The organism is Achromobacter marplatensis (assembly GCF_049060505.1).
Classification (GTDB): Bacteria; Pseudomonadota; Gammaproteobacteria; order Burkholderiales; family Burkholderiaceae_B; genus Achromobacter; species Achromobacter marplatensis_A.
This window is the reverse complement of record NZ_JBMGRB010000008.1, coordinates 1-17,598: the sequence shown is the minus strand read 5'-3', so window position 1 is coordinate 17,598 and position 17,598 is coordinate 1. Positions and strand designations below refer to the sequence as shown.

Here is a 17,598-nt window from a genome sequence, read left to right as displayed (position 1 = left end):
CTTCCTAATAGGTTTGCGTGAACGGCGACAACAACAGCGAACCGCCGTCCAGTTCTTCCAGGCCGAATTCGGCAGGGTAATCAATCGCGGACAGATACAGGCCATCCGGCGAGAACGTTGGCGCGCCCAGTTTGCGGTCGCGCCAGGACAGCAGCTGCGCCATCCAGTCCACGGACTCCCTGCCCTGCCCGACCTGCAATAGCGCGCCCATGATGTTGCGCACCATATGGTGCAGGAACGCATTCGCCTTCAAGGTGAACACCAGGAACGGCCCGCGCTCCTCGATGTCCAGCCGGTGCATGTGGCGCACCGGGTGCTTGGCTTGGCATTGCGAAGACCGGAAGCTGGAGAAATCATGTTCGCCCAGCAAGGTTTGCGCCGCAGCCCGCATGGCATCCACGTCCAGCGGCTGGAAACACCAGCCGGCCCGCCCCGCCCATAGCGCCGGCCGAACCCGGCCGCGCCACAGCAAATAGACATACGTGCGGGCGTGCGCGGAAAAGCGCGCGTGAAACTCGTCGGACACCGGCTGCGCCCATTGCACCGACACGCTGGAAGGAAGGAACGCGTTCACGCCCCGCACCCAGGATTCCATCCGGCGATCCAGCGTCGTATCCAGATGGACCACCTGCATTGCGCCGTGCACGCCCGTATCGGTACGGCCTGCGCAGACCGTGGGGACGACGCCTTCCACCCCACAAAAACTTGCCAAGGCCGACTCCAGCGTGTCCTGCACCGTCTGCCGATGCGGCTGCGTCTGCCAACCCTGCCAAGCGGAGCCGTCATACGCCAGCCCCAATGCAACTCTAGACATTATTCAAACCCTGGGACCGCTGACTCGGCGCGGTTCGTCCGTGGGCGGTTCGTCCAGGTCGAGATTGATCGTATCGAGCTTGCGGTTCAGCGCTGCCGTGTCCAGCGCAGGCTCGTTATAGGCGTAGGTTTCCTCATCATCGTCCCCGCGCCGGGCGCCGGCACGGCGCAGCAGCCAGGCGATCGCGAACGCGATCAGCGCCAGCACCGCGGTCACGATGACGAGCAGATTGTCGGCAAGCCAGGCAGGCATGCCGGACGTGATGTCCTTGGCGTTGGCCGTCGGGCTTCCGGCGGCCTTGTCCGCGGATGCACCGGGGGTGCTTGCGGCGCCCTGGGTGCCTGCTGCGCCTGGCGTGCCTGCTGCGCCTGGCGTGCCTGCTGCGCCTGGCGTGCCCGCTGCGCCTGGCGTGCCTGCTGGGCCCGGCGTACCTGCTGGGCCCGAAGTGCCTGCTGCATCCGGCGTGCCCGCTGCGCCCGGCGTGCCGGTTGCACCCGGCGTGCCTGCTGTGCCCGGCGTGCCTGCTGCGCCCGGCGTGCCTGCTGCGCCCGGCGTGCCTGCTGCGCCCGGCGTGCCTGCTGCGCCCGGCGTGCCTGCTGCGCCTGGCGTGCCCGCAGCGCCCGAAGTGCCCGAAGTGCCCGAAGTGCCCGCTGCGCCCGGGGTACCCGCTGCGCCCGGCGTGCCCGTAGCGCCAGAGGTACCTGCCGCACCCGATGCCCCCGAAGCCCCGGCGGCACCCGGCGTACCCGCCGCGTCGCCTGCTCCTGCCCCCCCTTGCTGACCGACGGCCTTGTTCAGGTCGTCCACATTGGCCTGCAACTGGTTCACGCGGCCTTCGACGTCTTTCATCGCGCGTTCCGAGGACGTCCTGGCATCGGCTTGCGCTTCCGCCTGCGCCGCGGCGCCGTTCTGCGTCTGGCCGGTGGACAGGCGCACCCGGTCTTGCGTGGGCGCAGCGCTGGCCACGCCGTTGTCGCCCGGGCGGGCGACGGTGCCCGATGCCGCGTCTTGGCCCTTCACCACGGACGGATTGGCGCCTGCAGCCGCGCCGAGCCGGGCGCGGTACTTGGCAAACGCCTCGGCGTGTTCATTGAAGATTCGGCGCGCTTCCGCGGGATCGACCGCCCGGACCGTCGCTGCGTCCGGGATATTCAGTTTTTGTCCGGCCCGCACCAGATTCATATTGTTCTGGATGAACGCCTCGGGGTTGGCGCGCCACAGCGCAACCAGCATCTGGTAGACCGACGCGTTGGGCACCGCATTACGCTGGGCAATGGCAAACAGGTTGTCGCCCGACTTCACATTGACGGAGCCCGCCGTGCCACCGGCGCGCGCTGGCGTGCCGACAGCAGCGGGTGTCACGTCGGCGCCGGTACCGCGTAGCGGCACCAGGACGCTGACCTGCACTTGGCGCTGCCCAGAGCTGGAACTGATATCCAACAACAAGTCCACGGCGCCGCTTGCCGGCGGCTGCGCGCCGCGGACGCGCAAGTTCTTGCGCGTGGCATCCAAACCGTCCTCGACCCTGACCACCATGCTGGCCAACGGTACCGGCGGTTTCAGGCCGGCGCGCTGCCAAGCGGCTTCATCCGCCACCGAGACCTTCAGCGACGCCACTTCGTCGGGCGTCAATTCCTGCAGCCCCACGACGGCCTGCAACGGCGCACCCGGCACGGAAACGACGCGCGAATGCCCCACGCGCATGGCCAGCGCCGAACTGCACATGCTCGACCCTATCGCCAAGGCGATCGCCCATTGAAGGGTTTTCAAACGGCGGGCATGCTTCACGTGGCGCGAACGCTGGGTCATAAGCTGGAATTCCGTTCTTGTAGTCGAATTACGGGCTATCGCCCGTTCGCACCCATTTAAGTGGGAACAGGCCTTAATTCACGGGAAAAGTGTAATGGATGACGCGCATTTCACAAACCTGAAAGGCGCATCGGCGTTGGCTCGCAGGCACACGCGCCACATTGCATCGACCCTTCTTTAAACGTCAAGGGCACCCGCAGGTGCCCTTGATTGCCTTGCTGCAAGATCAGGCGTCGCGCTTGCGACGCCTGAAACGGCATCAGGCTTCAGCCAGCGCAATGCGCAGCATGCGGCGCAGCGGCTCGGCGGCGCCCCACAGCAACTGGTCGCCCACCGTGAAGGCACCCAGGTACTGGGAACCCATCGACAGCTTGCGCAGACGGCCCACCGGGATGTCCAGCGTGCCGGTGACGGCGACCGGGGTCAGTCCCGAAACGGTGGCTTCCTTGGTATTGGGGATGACCTTGGCCCATTGCGTGCCTTGGGCGATCAACGATTCGATTTCGTCCAGCGGCACATCGCGCTTGAGCTTGATGGTCAGCGCCTGGCTGTGGCAGCGCATCGCGCCGATGCGCACGCACAAGCCGTCGATCGGGGTGGGCGCCGTGCCGAAAGCGGCGCCGCGACCCAGGATCTTGTTGGTTTCGACTTCGGCCTTCCACTCTTCCTTGGACATCCCGTCGCCCAAGTCCTTGTCGATCCAGGGAATCAGGTTGCCGCCCAGCGGCACGCCGAAATGCTCGTGGGGCAGCGCCGGATCCTTTTGCTTGCCCAACACGCCGCGGTCGATTTCCAGGATGGCCGACGCCGGGTCGTCCAGCAGGGGCTTGACTGCCTGGTTGATTTCACCGAACTGGGTCAGCAATTCGCGCATGTGTTGCGCGCCGCCGCCGGATGCGGCCTGGTAGGTCATGGACGTCATCCACTCCACCAGGTCGTTGTTGAACAAGCCGGCCAGGCCCATCAGCATGCAGCTGACCGTGCAGTTGCCGCCGATGAAGTTGCGCACGCCGCGCTTGAGCGCCGCGTCGATGACCGGGCGGTTGACCGGGTCCAGGACGATGATGGCGTCTTCGGCCATGCGCAAGGTGCTGGCCGCATCGATCCAGATGCCGTTCCAGCCCGCGCCACGCAGCTTGGGGTAGACCTCGGACGTGTAGTCGCCGCCTTGTGCCGTCAAAATGATCGGCAGTTTTTTCAGAGCATCAATATCGTAGGCGTTTTGCAACGGGCCCGCGCCGTCGGCCCACGTGGGCGCAGCGCCGCCAGCATTGCTGGTGGAAAAGAACACCGGTTCGATCAGTGCGAAGTCGTTCTCGTCGCGCATGCGTTGCATGAGCACCGAGCCGACCATTCCGCGCCAGCCGACAAGGCCTACTGCTTGATTCATTTCAATCGCTCTATAAAGGTGGAGACAAGGTCCGGGTAGAAAAAGTCGTGCAATTCATCAATTTATCAGAATGCACGGAGAGATGTTGCGGCGCAGCTAGAAAAATTTAGGGTCGGAAGACCGCCCAACTGCTTTCGCGGCGCCGTCACAACACGGGCGAAAAAAGGGCCGCTACAAGAAGCGGCCCCTTTGAGAAACGGGGCGCCCGCAAGGGCGCGCCCCTTGCGGCGTTCAGGCCAAGGCTTTGAGCACGGCGTCGCCCATGCCCGCCGTGGAGACCTTCGTTGTGCCTGCTTCGAAGATGTCGGCGGTGCGCAGGCCGTCAGCCAGCACGCGGCGCACGGCGGCTTCGATGCGATCGGCCTGCGGCGCCAGGTTCAGCGAATAACGCAGCAGCATGGCGGCGGACAAGATCGTCGCCAGCGGGTTGGCGATGCCCTGCCCCGCGATATCGGGCGCGGAACCGTGGCTGGGTTCGTACAGGCCTTGGCCGCCCGCATTCAAGGACGCGGAGGGCAACATGCCGATCGAGCCCGTCAGCATGGCGGCTTCGTCCGACAAGATGTCGCCAAACAGGTTGCCCGTGACGATGACGTCGAATTGGCGCGGGTTGCGCACCAACTGCATCGCGGCGTTGTCGACATACATGTGCGACAGCTCGACGTCGGGGTATTCGCGCGCCACTTCAATGACGATGTCGCGCCAGAATTGCGACGTTTCCAGCACGTTGGCCTTGTCCACGCTGCACAGCTTCTTGTTGCGCTTGCGCGCCGATTCAAAGCCGATGCGCGCAATGCGGCGCACTTCGGATTCGGCATAGCGCATCGTGTCGTAGCCTTCGCGTTCGCCCGTGAAGGCGCCGTCGGGTGACGAGCGCACGCCGCGCGGGGTGCCGAAATAGATATCGCCGGTCAGTTCGCGGATGATCAGGATATCCAGGCCGGACACGATCTCTGGTTTCAGCGACGAGGCGCTGGCCAGTTCGGGATACAGAATGGCCGGACGCAGGTTGGCGAACAGGCCCAACGCCTTGCGCAGGCCCAGGATGGCTTGTTCCGGACGGAATTCGCGCGGCAGGCTGTCGTATTTCCAATCCCCGACGGCGCCGAACAGCACGGCGTCGGATTCCTTGGCCAGGTTCAGCGTGGCCGGCGGCAGCGGATGTTCGAACTGGTCGAATGCGGCGCCGCCCACGGGGGCCTGCTTGATATCGAAGGGAACGTCCAGCGCCTTCAGGACGCGCACGGCTTGTTCGACGATTTCCGGGCCGATGCCGTCACCCGGCAAGACTGCAATGTTGTGGGTCATTTAAGGAACGATCCTAGGGTCAGAATGGGGTTCAGGCGATGGGACGGCTTTCCAGCCACGGATGGCGGGCCAGGCGCTCGGCCTCGAAGGCGCGGATCTTGTCGGCATGGCGCAAGGTCAGGCCGATGTCGTCAAAACCGTTCAGCAAGCAATACTTGCGGAAGGGTTCGATATCGAAGCCCATCGCGCGGCCGTCCGGGGCAATCACGACCTGGCGGTCCAGATCGATGTTCAGCTTGTAGTCCGGAAAGGCCTTGACCTCGTCGAACAGGCGCGCCACTTCCAATTCGGACAGCACGATCGGCAGCAGGCCATTCTTGAAGCTGTTGTTGAAGAAGATGTCGGCGTAAGACGGCGCGATGATGGCGCGGAATCCGAACTGCGTCAGCGCCCATGGCGCGTGCTCGCGGCTGGAGCCGCAACCGAAGTTCTTGCGCGCCAACAGCACCGAGGCGCCCTGGTAACGCGGCTGGTTCAGCACGAAATCCGGGTTCAGCGGACGCTTGCTGTTATCCATGCCGGGTTCGCCATGATCCAGATAACGCAGTTCGTCGAACAGGTTCGGGCCAAAACCCGTGCGCTGGATGGATTTGAGGAATTGCTTGGGAATGATGAGGTCCGTGTCGACGTTTTCGCGATCGAGCGGAGCCACCAGGCCTTCGTGAGTGGTAAATGCTTGCATGATGTCGGTACTCGGGGCTGATTCGCTTAGCGGAACGTGCGGACGTCGACGAAATGGCCGGCCACCGCGGCGGCGGCTGCCATGGCGGGGCTGACCAGGTGCGTGCGGCCGCCCTGGCCTTGGCGGCCTTCGAAGTTGCGGTTCGACGTGGACGCGCAACGCTCGCCCGGTTCCAGGCGGTCGGCGTTCATGGCCAGGCACATCGAGCACCCCGGCTCGCGCCATTCGAAGCCGGCTTCGATGAAGATCTTATCCAGGCCTTCGCGTTCGGCTTGCTGTTTGACCAGGCCGGAACCCGGCACCACCATTGCCTGGCGCACGTTAGACGCCACCCGCTTGCCGCGGGCCACGACGGCGGCCGCGCGCAAGTCTTCAATGCGCGAGTTGGTACACGAACCAATGAAGACGCGGTCCACGCGGATATCGGTCAGCGGCGTATTGGGCTTCAGGCCCATATAGGCCAAGGCGCGTTCCATGCCGCTGCGGCGCACGTCGTCTTTTTCGCGGTCGGGGTCCGGCACGCGGGAATCCACCGGCAGCACCATTTCGGGCGACGTGCCCCAGGTGACTTGCGGCTTGATATCGCGCGCATTGACCTCGACCACGGTGTCGAACTTGGCGCCGTCGTCGGTGTGCAGGGTGCGCCAGTACTTAACCGCCTGATCCCACACCACGCCCATGGGCGCGAAGGGACGGCCGCGGAAGTATTCGACGGTCTTGTCGTCCACCGCCACCATGCCTGAACGGGCGCCCGCTTCGATAGCCATATTGCAGACCGTCATGCGGCCTTCCACGGACAACGCGCGGATCGTGCTGCCAGCGAATTCGATGGCGTGGCCGGTACCGCCCGCCGTGCCGATGATGCCGATGATGTGCAGGACTACGTCCTTGGCGGTACAGCCGAAGGGCAATTCGCCTTCCACTTTGATCAGCATGCTCTTGGCTTTTTTCATCAAGAGCGTCTGCGTCGCCAGCACGTGCTCGACTTCGGACGTGCCGATGCCGAAGGCCAGCGCGCCCAACGCGCCGTGCGTGCTGGTGTGCGAGTCGCCACAGACGACGGTCATGCCGGGCAAGGTCGCGCCCTGCTCGGGTCCGATCACGTGCACGATGCCCTGGCGCAAGTCGTTCATGCGGAATTCGGTAATGCCGTACTTGTCGCAGTTGCTGTCCAGCGTGTCTACCTGCAAACGCGACACGGGGTCATCGATGCCCTGAGCGCGGTTCAGCGTGGGGACGTTGTGGTCCGCGACGGCCAGGTTGGCGCCGGTGCGCCACGGCTTGCGCCCGGCAATCGCCAGGCCCTCGAACGCCTGCGGGCTGGTGACTTCGTGCAGCAGGTGGCGATCGATATACAGCAAACAGGTGCCGTCTGATTCCTGGTGGACGATGTGGGCGTCCCAGAGTTTGTCGTAAAGGGTTTGGGCCATGGATGCGCTCTGCAAATAGACAATCCGGCTTGAGCCTCGCGCGGTTGAAAAGCAAATCGCTCCCGCGCCGGCCACTGCGGCATGGAGGAATTATGCACAGGCTCTGAACCTAGTACAACCACACCAGACATACTAGTACAACAACTACCATGTTGATGTGGATGCCGGTCCCGGCGCGTCATCAGTCCAGCCGGGCAAAGAGTGTGGAAAATTAATCACACAGAAAGATTTAGTTAAAGAAAACAGATACAGAATTATCTAAACGATATAATCGCGTTTCAAGATGTTCGCCCAGCATTCGAAATAATACGCAATAAACCGTATTAATAAAAACTGCGGCGCTCATATATTGTTAAGTTCGTGCAAATTCGGTGTTTTTAGATGATGTTGCGCGAAGAAACCTCCTGGCCTGTCCGTTGCATCCCGCAAGACTTAACAAATCTTGACTCGAACAATATGACATTTGCATACAACATGGCGGCCACTCAATCCAACCTGACTCGCGAATAATCACTATGGCTTCGTTTTTGCTTAAACGCACGACTTCGATACTTGCCCTGGCTTTTGTTCCCGCTGCCTTCGCGCAGACGACGGCACCCGCCGCCCCTGCCGCAGGACAGTCCGCAGTGACGTTGAACCAGATCGTTGAGCAAACCCTGCTTAGCAATCCCGAGATCCAGGCCAAATACCATGACTTCCAGGCATCCCTGGAAGGCCAGGCCGTGGCCCGCGGCGCATTTTTTCCGCAGATCAATGCACAGGGCTACTTGGGCCGGGAATACCGCAGCAACGTGCCCGCCGTGGGTTCGCAAAGCTGGAGCCGGCCGGGCTACAACGTCGAGCTGCGCCAGCTGATTTTTGACGGTTTCCGCACCAGCAACGACGTCAAGCAAGCAGGGTTCGACAAGCTGGCCCGTTTCTATGACGTGCTGGCCACCAGCGACTCCACCGCCTTTGCCGCCGTGCAGGCCTATATCGATCTGCAGCGTTATCGCGACATGGAATTGCTGGCCCGCCAGAACTATTCCCTGCATGAAGAAACGCTGAAGCAAATCGGCGAACGCACCGAATCAGGCGTCGGCCGTCGTGTCGACCTGGAACAGGCCGGAGGCCGCCTGTCGTTGGCGCAGACCAACCTGATGACGGAAACCGCCAACTTGCTGGATGTGCAGCAGCGCTTCCAGCGCGTGACCGGCGCCTTCCCGCCCGAGTCCATGCAGCCGCCGCCCGACGTTGCCGGCAAGCTGCCCACCAAGCCGGGCGATTTCAATGAATCGCTGCGCCGCAATCCCAGCTTCCTGTCCAAGCAAGCGGGGCTGCAAGCCGCCGAGGCTGGCGTATCGTCGTCGAAGGGCGCGTTCTCTCCGAAGTTCGAGTTCGTGGCCTCCACCGGCCGCGACCAGAACGACCCCACCCCGCAAACCCGCGACATCCAAAGCTCCAGCGTTCAGGTTGTCATGAGCTACAACCTGTACCGCGGCGGCGCGGATTCCGCTCGCGTGCGCCAGACTGCGGCGCAGTCCTACGCGGCGCGCGACATCCGTGACTACACCTGCCGCAACGTTCAGCAGGACTTGGCCGTGGCCTGGAACAACATCACCAGCCTGAGCCAAAAGCTGCCGTTCCTGCGCGACCACGAAGTGGCCACCACCAAGGTGCGCGATGCCTATCGCCAACAGTTCCAGATTGGCCAGCGTTCGCTGCTGGACTTGCTGGACACCGAAAACGAATTGTTTGAATCGCGCCGCGCATTGACCAATGGTCTGTATGACCTCAAGCTTGCGCAATATCGCTGGCTGGCGCTGTCGCATGCGCTGTTGCCCGCGCTGTCGCTGCAACCCGCGCGCAACGAGATGCCCGAGGAAAACGGCAAGCTGGCGGTGACCGACGAAGTGATCAAGCTTTGCAACTCGACGGTTCCCGACTCTGCCCGCCTGGCTCCGGTGCGCGTTCAATACAACGAAGGCACGCTGCCGCCCACGCTCGTGCCGCTGAACGCGCCCAACGCCAAGCCCTGACCGGGGTTGGGTCGCAAGGAGGCCATATGACGCCCCAGGGCAACGAATTTTCGCAATTGGACGCGGACTTTGTCCGCGTTCTGGAAGACCTGATCGACGCCTTGATCGCCAATGGCACCTTGCGCATGACGGACCTGCCTATTCAGGCGCAGCAAAAGCTCTCGCAGCGCAAGCAGCAACGCGCGCGCCTCTCGGAACATCTGGACCTATTGGATGACGAAGATGGACAAGTTATCTGAAAAGGTCGGCAGGGAATGGCGCGCGGACGCTCGCGCGGCGCATGATGATCCGCTGCTGGATTGCCTGGTGGAGATCACGCGCCTGCACGGCGTGACGGCGACGGCCCAGGCGCTGTCCTCGGGCCTGCCCTTGGAAGAACATCGCCTGACGCCTGCCCTGTTGCCCCGCGCCGCCGCGCGCGCGCAATTGTCGGCGCGCGTGGTCAAGCGCACGCTCGACAGCATCTCTCAGGACCTGCTGCCCGCCATTCTGCTGTTGCAGGGTGAACGCGCCTGCCTGCTGCTGAAGAAAGAAGATGGCAAGTATGTCGTCAGCCACCCCGAGCTGGGCGGCAGTTCCGTCGAGATGACGCCCGAAGCGCTCGCCGCGCAGTACACCGGCCTGGTGTGCTTCGTGCGTCCGCAATTCCGATTCGACGCGCGGTCCCCTGAAGTGGCCAAGGTGCGCGAGCGCCATTGGTTCTGGGCCGCCATCATGGAAAACCGCCGCCTGTACCGCGACGCGTTGATCGCCGCCCTGCTGATCAACATCTTCGCCATGGCAATGCCGCTGTTCACCATGAACGTGTATGACCGCGTGGTGCCCAACAACGCCGTCGAGACCCTGTGGGTGCTGGCGATCGGCATCACGCTGGTGGTGATCTTCAACATGATCCTTTCCACCGCGCGTTCGCACGTCGTGGACAGCGCCAGCAAGCGGGTCGACGTGCGCTTGTCGGCGCAGATCATGGAACGCGTGCTGGACCTGCGCCTGGAGGGCCGCCCGGTGTCGGTCGGGTCTTTCGCGGCGAACCTGCGGTCGTTCGAATCCATCCGCGATTTCATCGCGTCCGCCACCATCACGACATTGGTCGACCTGCCCTTCATCGTGCTGTTCCTGGCCGCTCTGGCCTGGATCTCGCCGTGGATGATCCTGCCGCCGCTCGTGGCGATCGTGCTGATTCTGCTGGTGTCGCTGGCCGCGCAGGCGCGCATGGAATCCTTGACGATGGCCTCCTTCCAGGCCAGTTCGCAACGCAACGCGACGCTGGTCGAGGCGCTGACCGGCCTGGAGGCCGTCAAGACCCTGAACGCTCAGGGCGCGATCCAGCGCAACTGGGAACGCGCCACCGAATTCATCGCGCAGACCGGCGGCAAGCTCAAGCTGATCTCGTCATCCACCGTGGGCTTCGTGCAAGCCGTGCAGCAACTGGTGTCCATCGCGGTCGTGATCATCGGCGTGTACCAGGCACAGGAATCCGCCATGTCCATGGGCGGCATCATCGCCGCGTCCATGATTGCCGGCCGTTGCCTGGCGCCGCTGGGCCAGGTGGCCGGCCTGCTGATGCAATACCAGAACGCCCGCACGTCGCTGGGCTCGATCGACAACTATATGAAGCTGCCGATCGAACGCCCGGCCGAGGCCGAGTTCCTGCACCGCCCGGTGTTCCATGGCGGCCTGGAATTCCGCGACGTGAGCTTCACCTATCCCGGCAGCACGCAGCCGGTGCTGAAGAAGGTGTCGTTCAAGCTCAAACCCGGTGAAAAGGTCGGCATCATCGGCCGCATCGGTTCGGGCAAGACCACACTGGAAAAGCTGGCGCTGGCGCTCTACCAGCCCACCGAAGGCGCCGTGCTGCTGGACGGCGTGGACGTGCGCCAGATCGACCCGGCGGACGTGCGCCGGGCGATCGGCCACGTGCCGCAGGATCCGACGCTGTTCTACGGCAGCTTGAAACACAACCTGGCCATGGGCGCGCCCTACGCCGATGACGCCAGCATCCTGGCCGCGGCCAACCTGGCCGGCGTCACCGATTTCGCCAACCTGCACCCCAATGGGTTCGACATGGTGATCGGCGAGCGCGGCGAATCGCTCTCGGGCGGCCAACGGCAGTCTGTTGCCGTGGCCCGCGCCTTGATCAACGATCCCCCGATTCTGCTGCTGGACGAACCCAGCAGCAATATGGACCACCAGAGCGAATCCCAGTTGCGCAAGCGGCTTGGCGAGGCCAGCGCCACCAAGACGATCCTGTTGGTCACGCACCGTACCGCGCTGTTGGACCTGGTTGAACGCCTGATCGTGATCGACAACGGTCACATCGTGGCGGACGGCCCGAAGGAACAAGTTGTCGAAGCACTGCGTCAAGGACGCGTTGGACGCGGGAGCTAAGGGACCTCATGCAGAAAAATCCAGGCGAGACTCAGCATGGCCTGATCGGAGGCTTGTGGCTCAAACTGCGCAATGTCTTCGTATTCTTCTTCGACCGGCTGCTGGACGGCGCCGACAAGGGCAAGCAGGAAAAGCGTTCCGATTACGTCGGCAATGCGGAATGGGTGATCCACGAATCCCAGGCCCGCAGTTCGCGCATCCTGTTATGGGTGGCGCTGCTGGCCGTAGTGCTGTTGCTGGTCTGGGCAGGCACCGGAAGTATCGATGAAGTCGTCCGGGGCGAAGGCAAAGTTGTGCCATCGCGCCAAGTGCAGATCATCCAGAGCCTGGATGGCGGCATCGTCGAGGAAATCCTGGTTCGCCCGGGGCAGGAAGTGCAGGCCGGCGAAATCCTGCTGAAAATCGACTCCACGCGTTTCGCGTCGTCGCTGGGCGAGAACAACGCGGAATACCTGTCCCTGCTGGCCAAATCGGCCCGTCTGCATGCGCTGGCCACTGGCGAACCTTTCGTGGCGCCGGAAGAAGTGCTTAAACAAGCGCCCGGCCTTGCGGAAATGGAGCGCAACGCCTGGCAAGCCCGCAATACCGAGTTGAACGCCACCGTCAACGTCGCCCGCGAACAACTCAAGCAGCGCCAGGAAGACCTGCGCGAAACGATCGCCAAGCGCGATCAAGCGTCGGCCAGTTGCGGCCTGACTTCCCGTGAACTGCAGGTCACGCGGCCGCTGCTCAAGAGCGGAGCGGTGTCCGAAGTGGATTTGCTGCGCCTGCAACGCGACGTGGCGCGCTACTGCGGTGAGCAGAAAGGGGCCGAAGCGCAGATCGACCGATTCCAGGCGTCGATCAAAGAAGCGCAAAGCAAGCTTGAAGAATCGGAGCTGAACATCCGTAACCAGGCGCGCAGCGAACTGTCGGAAACCAACACCAAACTGTCCACGCTGCGTCAGGGCAAGCTGGCGTTGGCCGACCGCGTGAAGCTGGCCGAAGTCCGCGCGCCGCTGGCGGGTACCGTCAAAACGCTATTCAACAACACCGTGGGCGGCGTGGTGCAGCCGGGCAAGGACATTATCGAAATCGTGCCCAAGGACGACACGCTGCTGCTTGAAGTCCGGATCCAGCCGCGCGATATCGGTTTCCTGCATGCCGACCAGAAGGCGGAAGTGAAATTCACGGCCTATGACTTCGCCATTTATGGCGGGCTGGAAGGCAAGGTCGAACAGATCGGCGCGGACACCGTGACCGACGAGAAAGGCAATTCCTACTATATCGTGCGCGTCCGCACGGATCGCAGCACGGTGGGCGACAAGCTATTGCCCATCATCCCCGGGATGGTGGCGGAGGTTCATGTCTTGACGGGTAAGCGCACTGTGCTGCAGTACCTGCTTAAACCGATTTTGCGTGCCAAGGCAAATGCCTTCACCGAACGTTAAAGGAGAGCTGGAAGCCTTTATGAAACCTGTTCCCGTCTTGTTGATTACGCACGACGATCTGCTGTGGCAACACTGGCGCGCGCTGGACTCCGCGCGCTGGCTGGCGGCCCGCGGACGCGGCCTGGCCGACTTGCAGCGCTGGCGCGAGCAAGGCCGCTCATTGGCCGTGCTGGATACCGACGTGCCCCGCCTGCCCTCCTGGCAGGATCCCGTCTGGCCGTCCACCCTGACTGGCATGCATCTGGTCGTCGCCAGCCCAAGCCCCAACGACGAGCAAGGCACACAAGCGCTGGGCGCGGGTGCGCACGGCTATTGCCATACGCATGCGCCGGCCGCGGCGTTGGCGCAGGCGCTGGAAGTCGTGGCGTCCGGCGGCATCTGGATGGGCCGTTCCCTGGTCACGCGCCTGCTTAAACTGGTAACGGAACGCGCGCAGGATTCCCATTCCTGGGACGGCGGCAGGCTGACTGAACGGGAAATCACGGTTGCGCGGTACGCCGCCAGCGGCCAACCCAACGCCGCGATCGCCGAGGCCCTGGGCATCACCGAACGCACCGTCAAGGCGCACCTTTCAGCCGTTTTCGAAAAATTGAAGGTGTCCGACCGCCTGCAATTGGCCCTGCTCGTTCACGGCATTTCCGCGCCGGCCGACACGCGGAGCAAAATTACGTCTTGATACTGTCCTTGAGGACAATATCCCGCCCCAGCGGCGACCTCTAGTATCTGGCCATCTTGGATAACTCCCTGAATCGGAACCAACATGGCCAACACCTCCCCCGCAGTCGTCAATGAAATCTCGGGTCGCGCGTGGATACGCAATAGCGACGGTTCCCTGACCGAACTGCATCAAGGCAGCAAAGTCCCTGCCGGTAGCGACATCGTCACTGCCTCGGGCGCCACGGTTTCCCTTCAGGTTGAAAACGGCATGCCGATCGTCATCGGTGAAGGCCGCGAAGTCGCCGTCAATGGCGACATGGGCGGTCCGTTGGCCGACCCCAGCGAAGCCGCCGTGGTCCCGCCCACCGGCACCGACTCCGACCGCCTGCTGGCTGCGCTGCAAGCCGGCCGCGACCCGTTCGACGAACTGGACCCTACCGCCGCCATCGTGGCCGGCAGCGGTGATGCCGGCGGCAGCAGCTTTGTCCGCCTGGCCCGCATCCTGGAAACGACGACGCCTCTGGATCTGGCCTACCCGAACCCGGCCCGCGCCAACGACACGCTGCCCCGTGTGTCCGGCGCCGGCCTGGGCGACGACGACGACGACGCGGCCACGCCCGCCACCGTCAACAACGCGCCCAATGCCTTGAACGACGCAGGCCGCGGCGACCAGAACAGCCTGGTCCGCGGCAACCTGCTCAACAACGATTCCGATCCCGACGGCGACCCGCTGGCGATCACTTCGGTCAGCGGCCGTCCCATGACCCCGGGCGGCGTCACCGTCGTCGGCAGCAATGGCGGCACGTTCACCGTCCAGCCAGATGGCAGCTACGTCTTCACGCCGGGCGGGCAGTATGACAACCTGGCCCAGGGCGAGACGACCACCAGCACGATCTCGTACACCATCACGGACCCAAGCGGCGCCACCTCCACGGCGACTGTTGTCGTCACGATCACGGGGACTAATGACGGTCCGGTCTCGACCGTCATTTCGGACACCTCCGGCATCGACGCCCAAACGGAAGTGCGCTACGACGTCTCCAGCCACTTCTCGGATAAGGACACCAGCGACAAGCTGACCTACACCGCGACCGGCCTTCCGCCTGGGCTGAGCATCGACCCGGTCACCGGAGTCATCAGCGGCACCATTGACCATTCCGCGTCGCAAGGCGGAAAAGACGGCGTCTACACCGTCACCGTCACCGCCACGGACCCCGCCGGTGCGGCGACCTCCCAATCGTTCGACTGGGACGTGACCAATCCCGCGCCCACGGCCAATGACGATGCTGGTACGACCGGCGAAGACACGACGCTGACCGTCACTGCCCAGGACGGGGTGCTGGCCAACGACAAGGATCCGGATGGCGATACGCTGACCGTCTCGCAGGTTAACGGCGTCACCGCCAACGTAGGCGCCGCCGTAGCCGGTTCTCATGGCGGCACGTTCACCCTGAACGCCGACGGATCCTATACGTTCAACCCGGGCTCCACGTTCAACACGCTGGGCGCGGGCCAAACGGCCACCAGTTCCATCACCTACACGGTCACGGACAGCGAAGGCGGCACCAGCACGGCCAGCCTGACTGTCACGATCACCGGCACCAATGACACCCCGATCCTGACCCCGGGCGTCACCCTGGAAAACCAGAACGGCGCCGACGCGCAGGCCATCACCCCGGTCGACGTCTCCGGCCAGTTCTCCGACGCCGACAATGACGACTCCCTCACGTACAAGGCCGACGGGCTGCCCCCGGGCCTGACCATCGACCCGGTCACCGGCATCATTTCCGGCACCTTGGACCATTCCGCTTCGCAAGGCGGAAACGACGGGGTCTACACCGTCACCGTCACCGCTACGGACAAGAGCGGCGCCTCTGTGACGCAGGATTTCACCTGGGACGTCACGAACCCGGCCCCCGTAGCCATTGACGATGCCGGCAAGACGGACGAAGACGCGGTCTTGAATGTCACGGATCCCAGCGCCGGCGTGCTGGCCAACGACAGTGATCCGGACGGCGACACGCTGGTTGTGTCCGCCGTCAACGGCGTTCCCGGCGACGTGGGCAAACCGGTCTCGGGCGTAGGCGGCGGCACGTTCACCCTGAATGCCGACGGCACCTATTCGTTCAATCCGGGTATTGGCTTCCAGCACCTGCCCGCCGGCCAGACGGCGACCAGCTACATTACCTATACGGTCTCGGACGGTGAAGGTGGCACCAGCATCGCCACGTTGACGGTCGAGATAACGGGCACGAATGACGCTCCCACCGCGGTCGCGCTGCAGAACCAGAGCGACATGGATGGCGATACCGTCACCTACAACGTCTCCAGCGCATTCAGCGACCTGGACGACGACGATGTCCTGACCTACACCGTCGACCATGTTCCCGGCGGTCTGGTGTTCGATTCCGCCACCGGCACGTTCTCCGGCACGTTCGCCAACTGGGCGTCGGACCACACCAATACGGGCGTGAAGGGCGAATACCTCATCACGGTGACGGCCACCGACAAGTCCGGCGCGACGGTCACCCAGACCTTCGTCTGGAACGTGGGTAACCCCGCGCCGGTTGCGACCGATGACAGCGGCGCCACGACGGAAGACAACACGCTGGTGGTCGAGCATCGCACCGAAGGCGTGCTTGGCAACGACGCTGACCCGGATAACGACGGCCTGAGCGTCTCGACGGTCGCCGGTGCCGCAGCCAACGTGGGCGCAGCCGTGGCTGGCAGCAATGGGGGCACGTTTACGCTGAACGCCGACGGCACCTACACGTTCAACCCCGGCTCGTCGTTCCAGGAACTGGCCGCGGGCCAGACGGCGACCACATCGGTCATCTACACGGTGACCGATGCGCAAGGCGCGACGGATACCGCCACGCTGACCATCACGGTCACCGGCACCAACGACACCCCGATCCTGACCCCGGGCGTCACGCTCGGCGATCTGACCAACGACGATAGCGACACCATCACTCCGGTCGATATCGCCAAGCAATTCCAGGACGCCGACAAGGGCGACACGCTGACGTATAGCGCCACTGGCCTCCCGCCTGGCCTGACCCTTGACCCCGTCACCGGCCTGATCACGGGCAAACTCGACTCGTCGGCCTCGCAGGGCGGCAACGAGGGCGTCTACACCATTGTCGTCACGGCGAAGGACGCGGCTGGCGCCACGGTCACCCAGACATTCGAATGGGACGTCAATAACCCCGCTCCGGTCGCCACGTCCGACACCGGCACGACCGATGAGGAATCCTCCTTCAACGTCGACGCCCAGAACGGCGTGCTGGCCAACGACCGCGATCCCGACGGCGACACCATCAAGGTCTCGAAGGTCAATGACAACGACGCCAGCGTCGGCCAGCCGGTCGCCGGTTCCCATGGCGGTACGTTTACCCTGAACGCCGACGGCTCGTACTCGTTCAATCCGGGTCCGGACTTCCAGTTCCTGAACGGCGGCCAAACCGCCACGACTTCGATCACCTACACCGTCACGGACGCGGATGGTGCCACCGCGACCGCCACACTGACCGTGACGGTCACCGGTCAAACCGACGCGCCTCCGGTCATCACCCCGGAAGACAGCGACGGCAACGCCACCGGCGCGCACAACAGCGTGATCGAAGCCTCCGGCACGACCGTCACCGGTTCGGTCAGCGTGTCGGCGGAAGC

At 63.9% G+C, this 17,598-nt stretch carries 12 protein-coding genes; 6 read left to right on the top strand and 6 right to left on the bottom strand.

Annotated features, from left to right (window positions below):
* Positions 1-4: 4 nt before the first annotated feature.
* The 6 genes from truA to leuC all read right to left on the bottom strand — a co-directional run bounded on the left by truA (position 5) and on the right by leuC (position 7,433).
* Entirely contained in the window at positions 5-814 is an 810-nt protein-coding gene (gene truA / locus ACI0FO_RS19580; protein WP_416029327.1) for a tRNA pseudouridine(38-40) synthase TruA, read from the bottom strand.
* Between the two features lie 3 nt (positions 815-817).
* Positions 818-2,623 (bottom strand): type IV pilus assembly protein FimV, encoded by a 1,806-nt coding sequence (locus ACI0FO_RS19575; protein ID WP_416029325.1) that lies wholly within the window; start codon positions 2,621-2,623, stop codon positions 818-820.
* Positions 2,624-2,882: 259 nt separating this feature from the next.
* Positions 2,883-4,013 (bottom strand): aspartate-semialdehyde dehydrogenase, encoded by a 1,131-nt coding sequence (asd, locus tag ACI0FO_RS19570; RefSeq protein WP_416029323.1) that lies wholly within the window; start codon positions 4,011-4,013, stop codon positions 2,883-2,885.
* A 231-nt stretch (positions 4,014-4,244) separates the two neighbouring features.
* The gene (gene leuB, locus ACI0FO_RS19565; protein ID WP_416029321.1) at positions 4,245-5,321 is read right to left on the bottom strand and encodes a 3-isopropylmalate dehydrogenase; all 1,077 of its coding nucleotides are present in this window, start codon (positions 5,319-5,321) and stop codon (positions 4,245-4,247) included.
* 31 nt (positions 5,322-5,352) lie between these two features.
* Positions 5,353-6,003 (bottom strand): 3-isopropylmalate dehydratase small subunit, encoded by a 651-nt coding sequence (leuD, locus tag ACI0FO_RS19560; RefSeq protein WP_416029319.1) that lies wholly within the window; start codon positions 6,001-6,003, stop codon positions 5,353-5,355.
* 26 nt (positions 6,004-6,029) lie between these two features.
* Complete coding sequence (gene leuC / locus ACI0FO_RS19555; RefSeq protein ID WP_416029317.1) at positions 6,030-7,433, bottom strand: 3-isopropylmalate dehydratase large subunit; 1,404 nt, start codon at positions 7,431-7,433, stop codon at positions 6,030-6,032.
* A 515-nt stretch (positions 7,434-7,948) separates the two neighbouring features.
* On the opposite strand from leuC, the gene ACI0FO_RS19550 reads away from it, so the two are divergent.
* The 6 genes from ACI0FO_RS19550 to ACI0FO_RS19525 all read left to right on the top strand — a co-directional run.
* On the top strand, positions 7,949-9,451 hold the full coding sequence (locus ACI0FO_RS19550; protein WP_416029315.1) for a TolC family outer membrane protein: 1,503 nt from the start codon (positions 7,949-7,951) through the stop codon (positions 9,449-9,451).
* A 26-nt stretch (positions 9,452-9,477) separates the two neighbouring features.
* Positions 9,478-9,690, top strand: coding sequence for a hypothetical protein (locus tag ACI0FO_RS19545; RefSeq protein WP_006218695.1), 213 nt, complete (start codon positions 9,478-9,480; stop codon positions 9,688-9,690).
* Positions 9,674-11,839: a type I secretion system permease/ATPase gene (locus ACI0FO_RS19540; protein ID WP_416029313.1), complete on the top strand. Its 2,166-nt coding sequence runs from the start codon at positions 9,674-9,676 to the stop codon at positions 11,837-11,839. Before ACI0FO_RS19545 ends, ACI0FO_RS19540 begins: the two co-directional genes overlap by 17 nt.
* Before the next feature lie 8 nt (positions 11,840-11,847).
* Positions 11,848-13,269 (top strand): HlyD family type I secretion periplasmic adaptor subunit, encoded by a 1,422-nt coding sequence (locus tag ACI0FO_RS19535; RefSeq protein WP_416029311.1) that lies wholly within the window; start codon positions 11,848-11,850, stop codon positions 13,267-13,269.
* Positions 13,270-13,288: 19 nt separating this feature from the next.
* The gene (locus tag ACI0FO_RS19530) at positions 13,289-13,945 is read left to right on the top strand and encodes a response regulator transcription factor (RefSeq protein WP_416029309.1); all 657 of its coding nucleotides are present in this window, start codon (positions 13,289-13,291) and stop codon (positions 13,943-13,945) included.
* 84 nt (positions 13,946-14,029) lie between these two features.
* Positions 14,030-17,598, top strand: a 3,569-nt coding sequence (locus tag ACI0FO_RS19525; protein WP_416029307.1) for a retention module-containing protein, incomplete at its 3' end; no start/stop codon positions are given.

Coding starts and splice junctions, on each gene's coding strand:
- truA (WP_416029327.1), bottom strand. CDS start 814: ATGTCTAGAGTTGCATTGGGGCTGGCGTATGACGGCTCCGCTTGGCAG.
- ACI0FO_RS19575 (WP_416029325.1), bottom strand. CDS start 2,623: ATGACCCAGCGTTCGCGCCACGTGAAGCATGCCCGCCGTTTGAAAACC.
- asd (WP_416029323.1), bottom strand. CDS start 4,013: ATGAATCAAGCAGTAGGCCTTGTCGGCTGGCGCGGAATGGTCGGCTCG.
- leuB (WP_416029321.1), bottom strand. CDS start 5,321: ATGACCCACAACATTGCAGTCTTGCCGGGTGACGGCATCGGCCCGGAA.
- leuD (WP_416029319.1), bottom strand. CDS start 6,003: ATGCAAGCATTTACCACTCACGAAGGCCTGGTGGCTCCGCTCGATCGC.
- leuC (WP_416029317.1), bottom strand. CDS start 7,433: ATGGCCCAAACCCTTTACGACAAACTCTGGGACGCCCACATCGTCCAC.
- ACI0FO_RS19550 (WP_416029315.1), top strand. CDS start 7,949: ATGGCTTCGTTTTTGCTTAAACGCACGACTTCGATACTTGCCCTGGCT.
- ACI0FO_RS19545 (WP_006218695.1), top strand. CDS start 9,478: ATGACGCCCCAGGGCAACGAATTTTCGCAATTGGACGCGGACTTTGTC.
- ACI0FO_RS19540 (WP_416029313.1), top strand. CDS start 9,674: ATGGACAAGTTATCTGAAAAGGTCGGCAGGGAATGGCGCGCGGACGCT.
- ACI0FO_RS19535 (WP_416029311.1), top strand. CDS start 11,848: ATGCAGAAAAATCCAGGCGAGACTCAGCATGGCCTGATCGGAGGCTTG.
- ACI0FO_RS19530 (WP_416029309.1), top strand. CDS start 13,289: ATGAAACCTGTTCCCGTCTTGTTGATTACGCACGACGATCTGCTGTGG.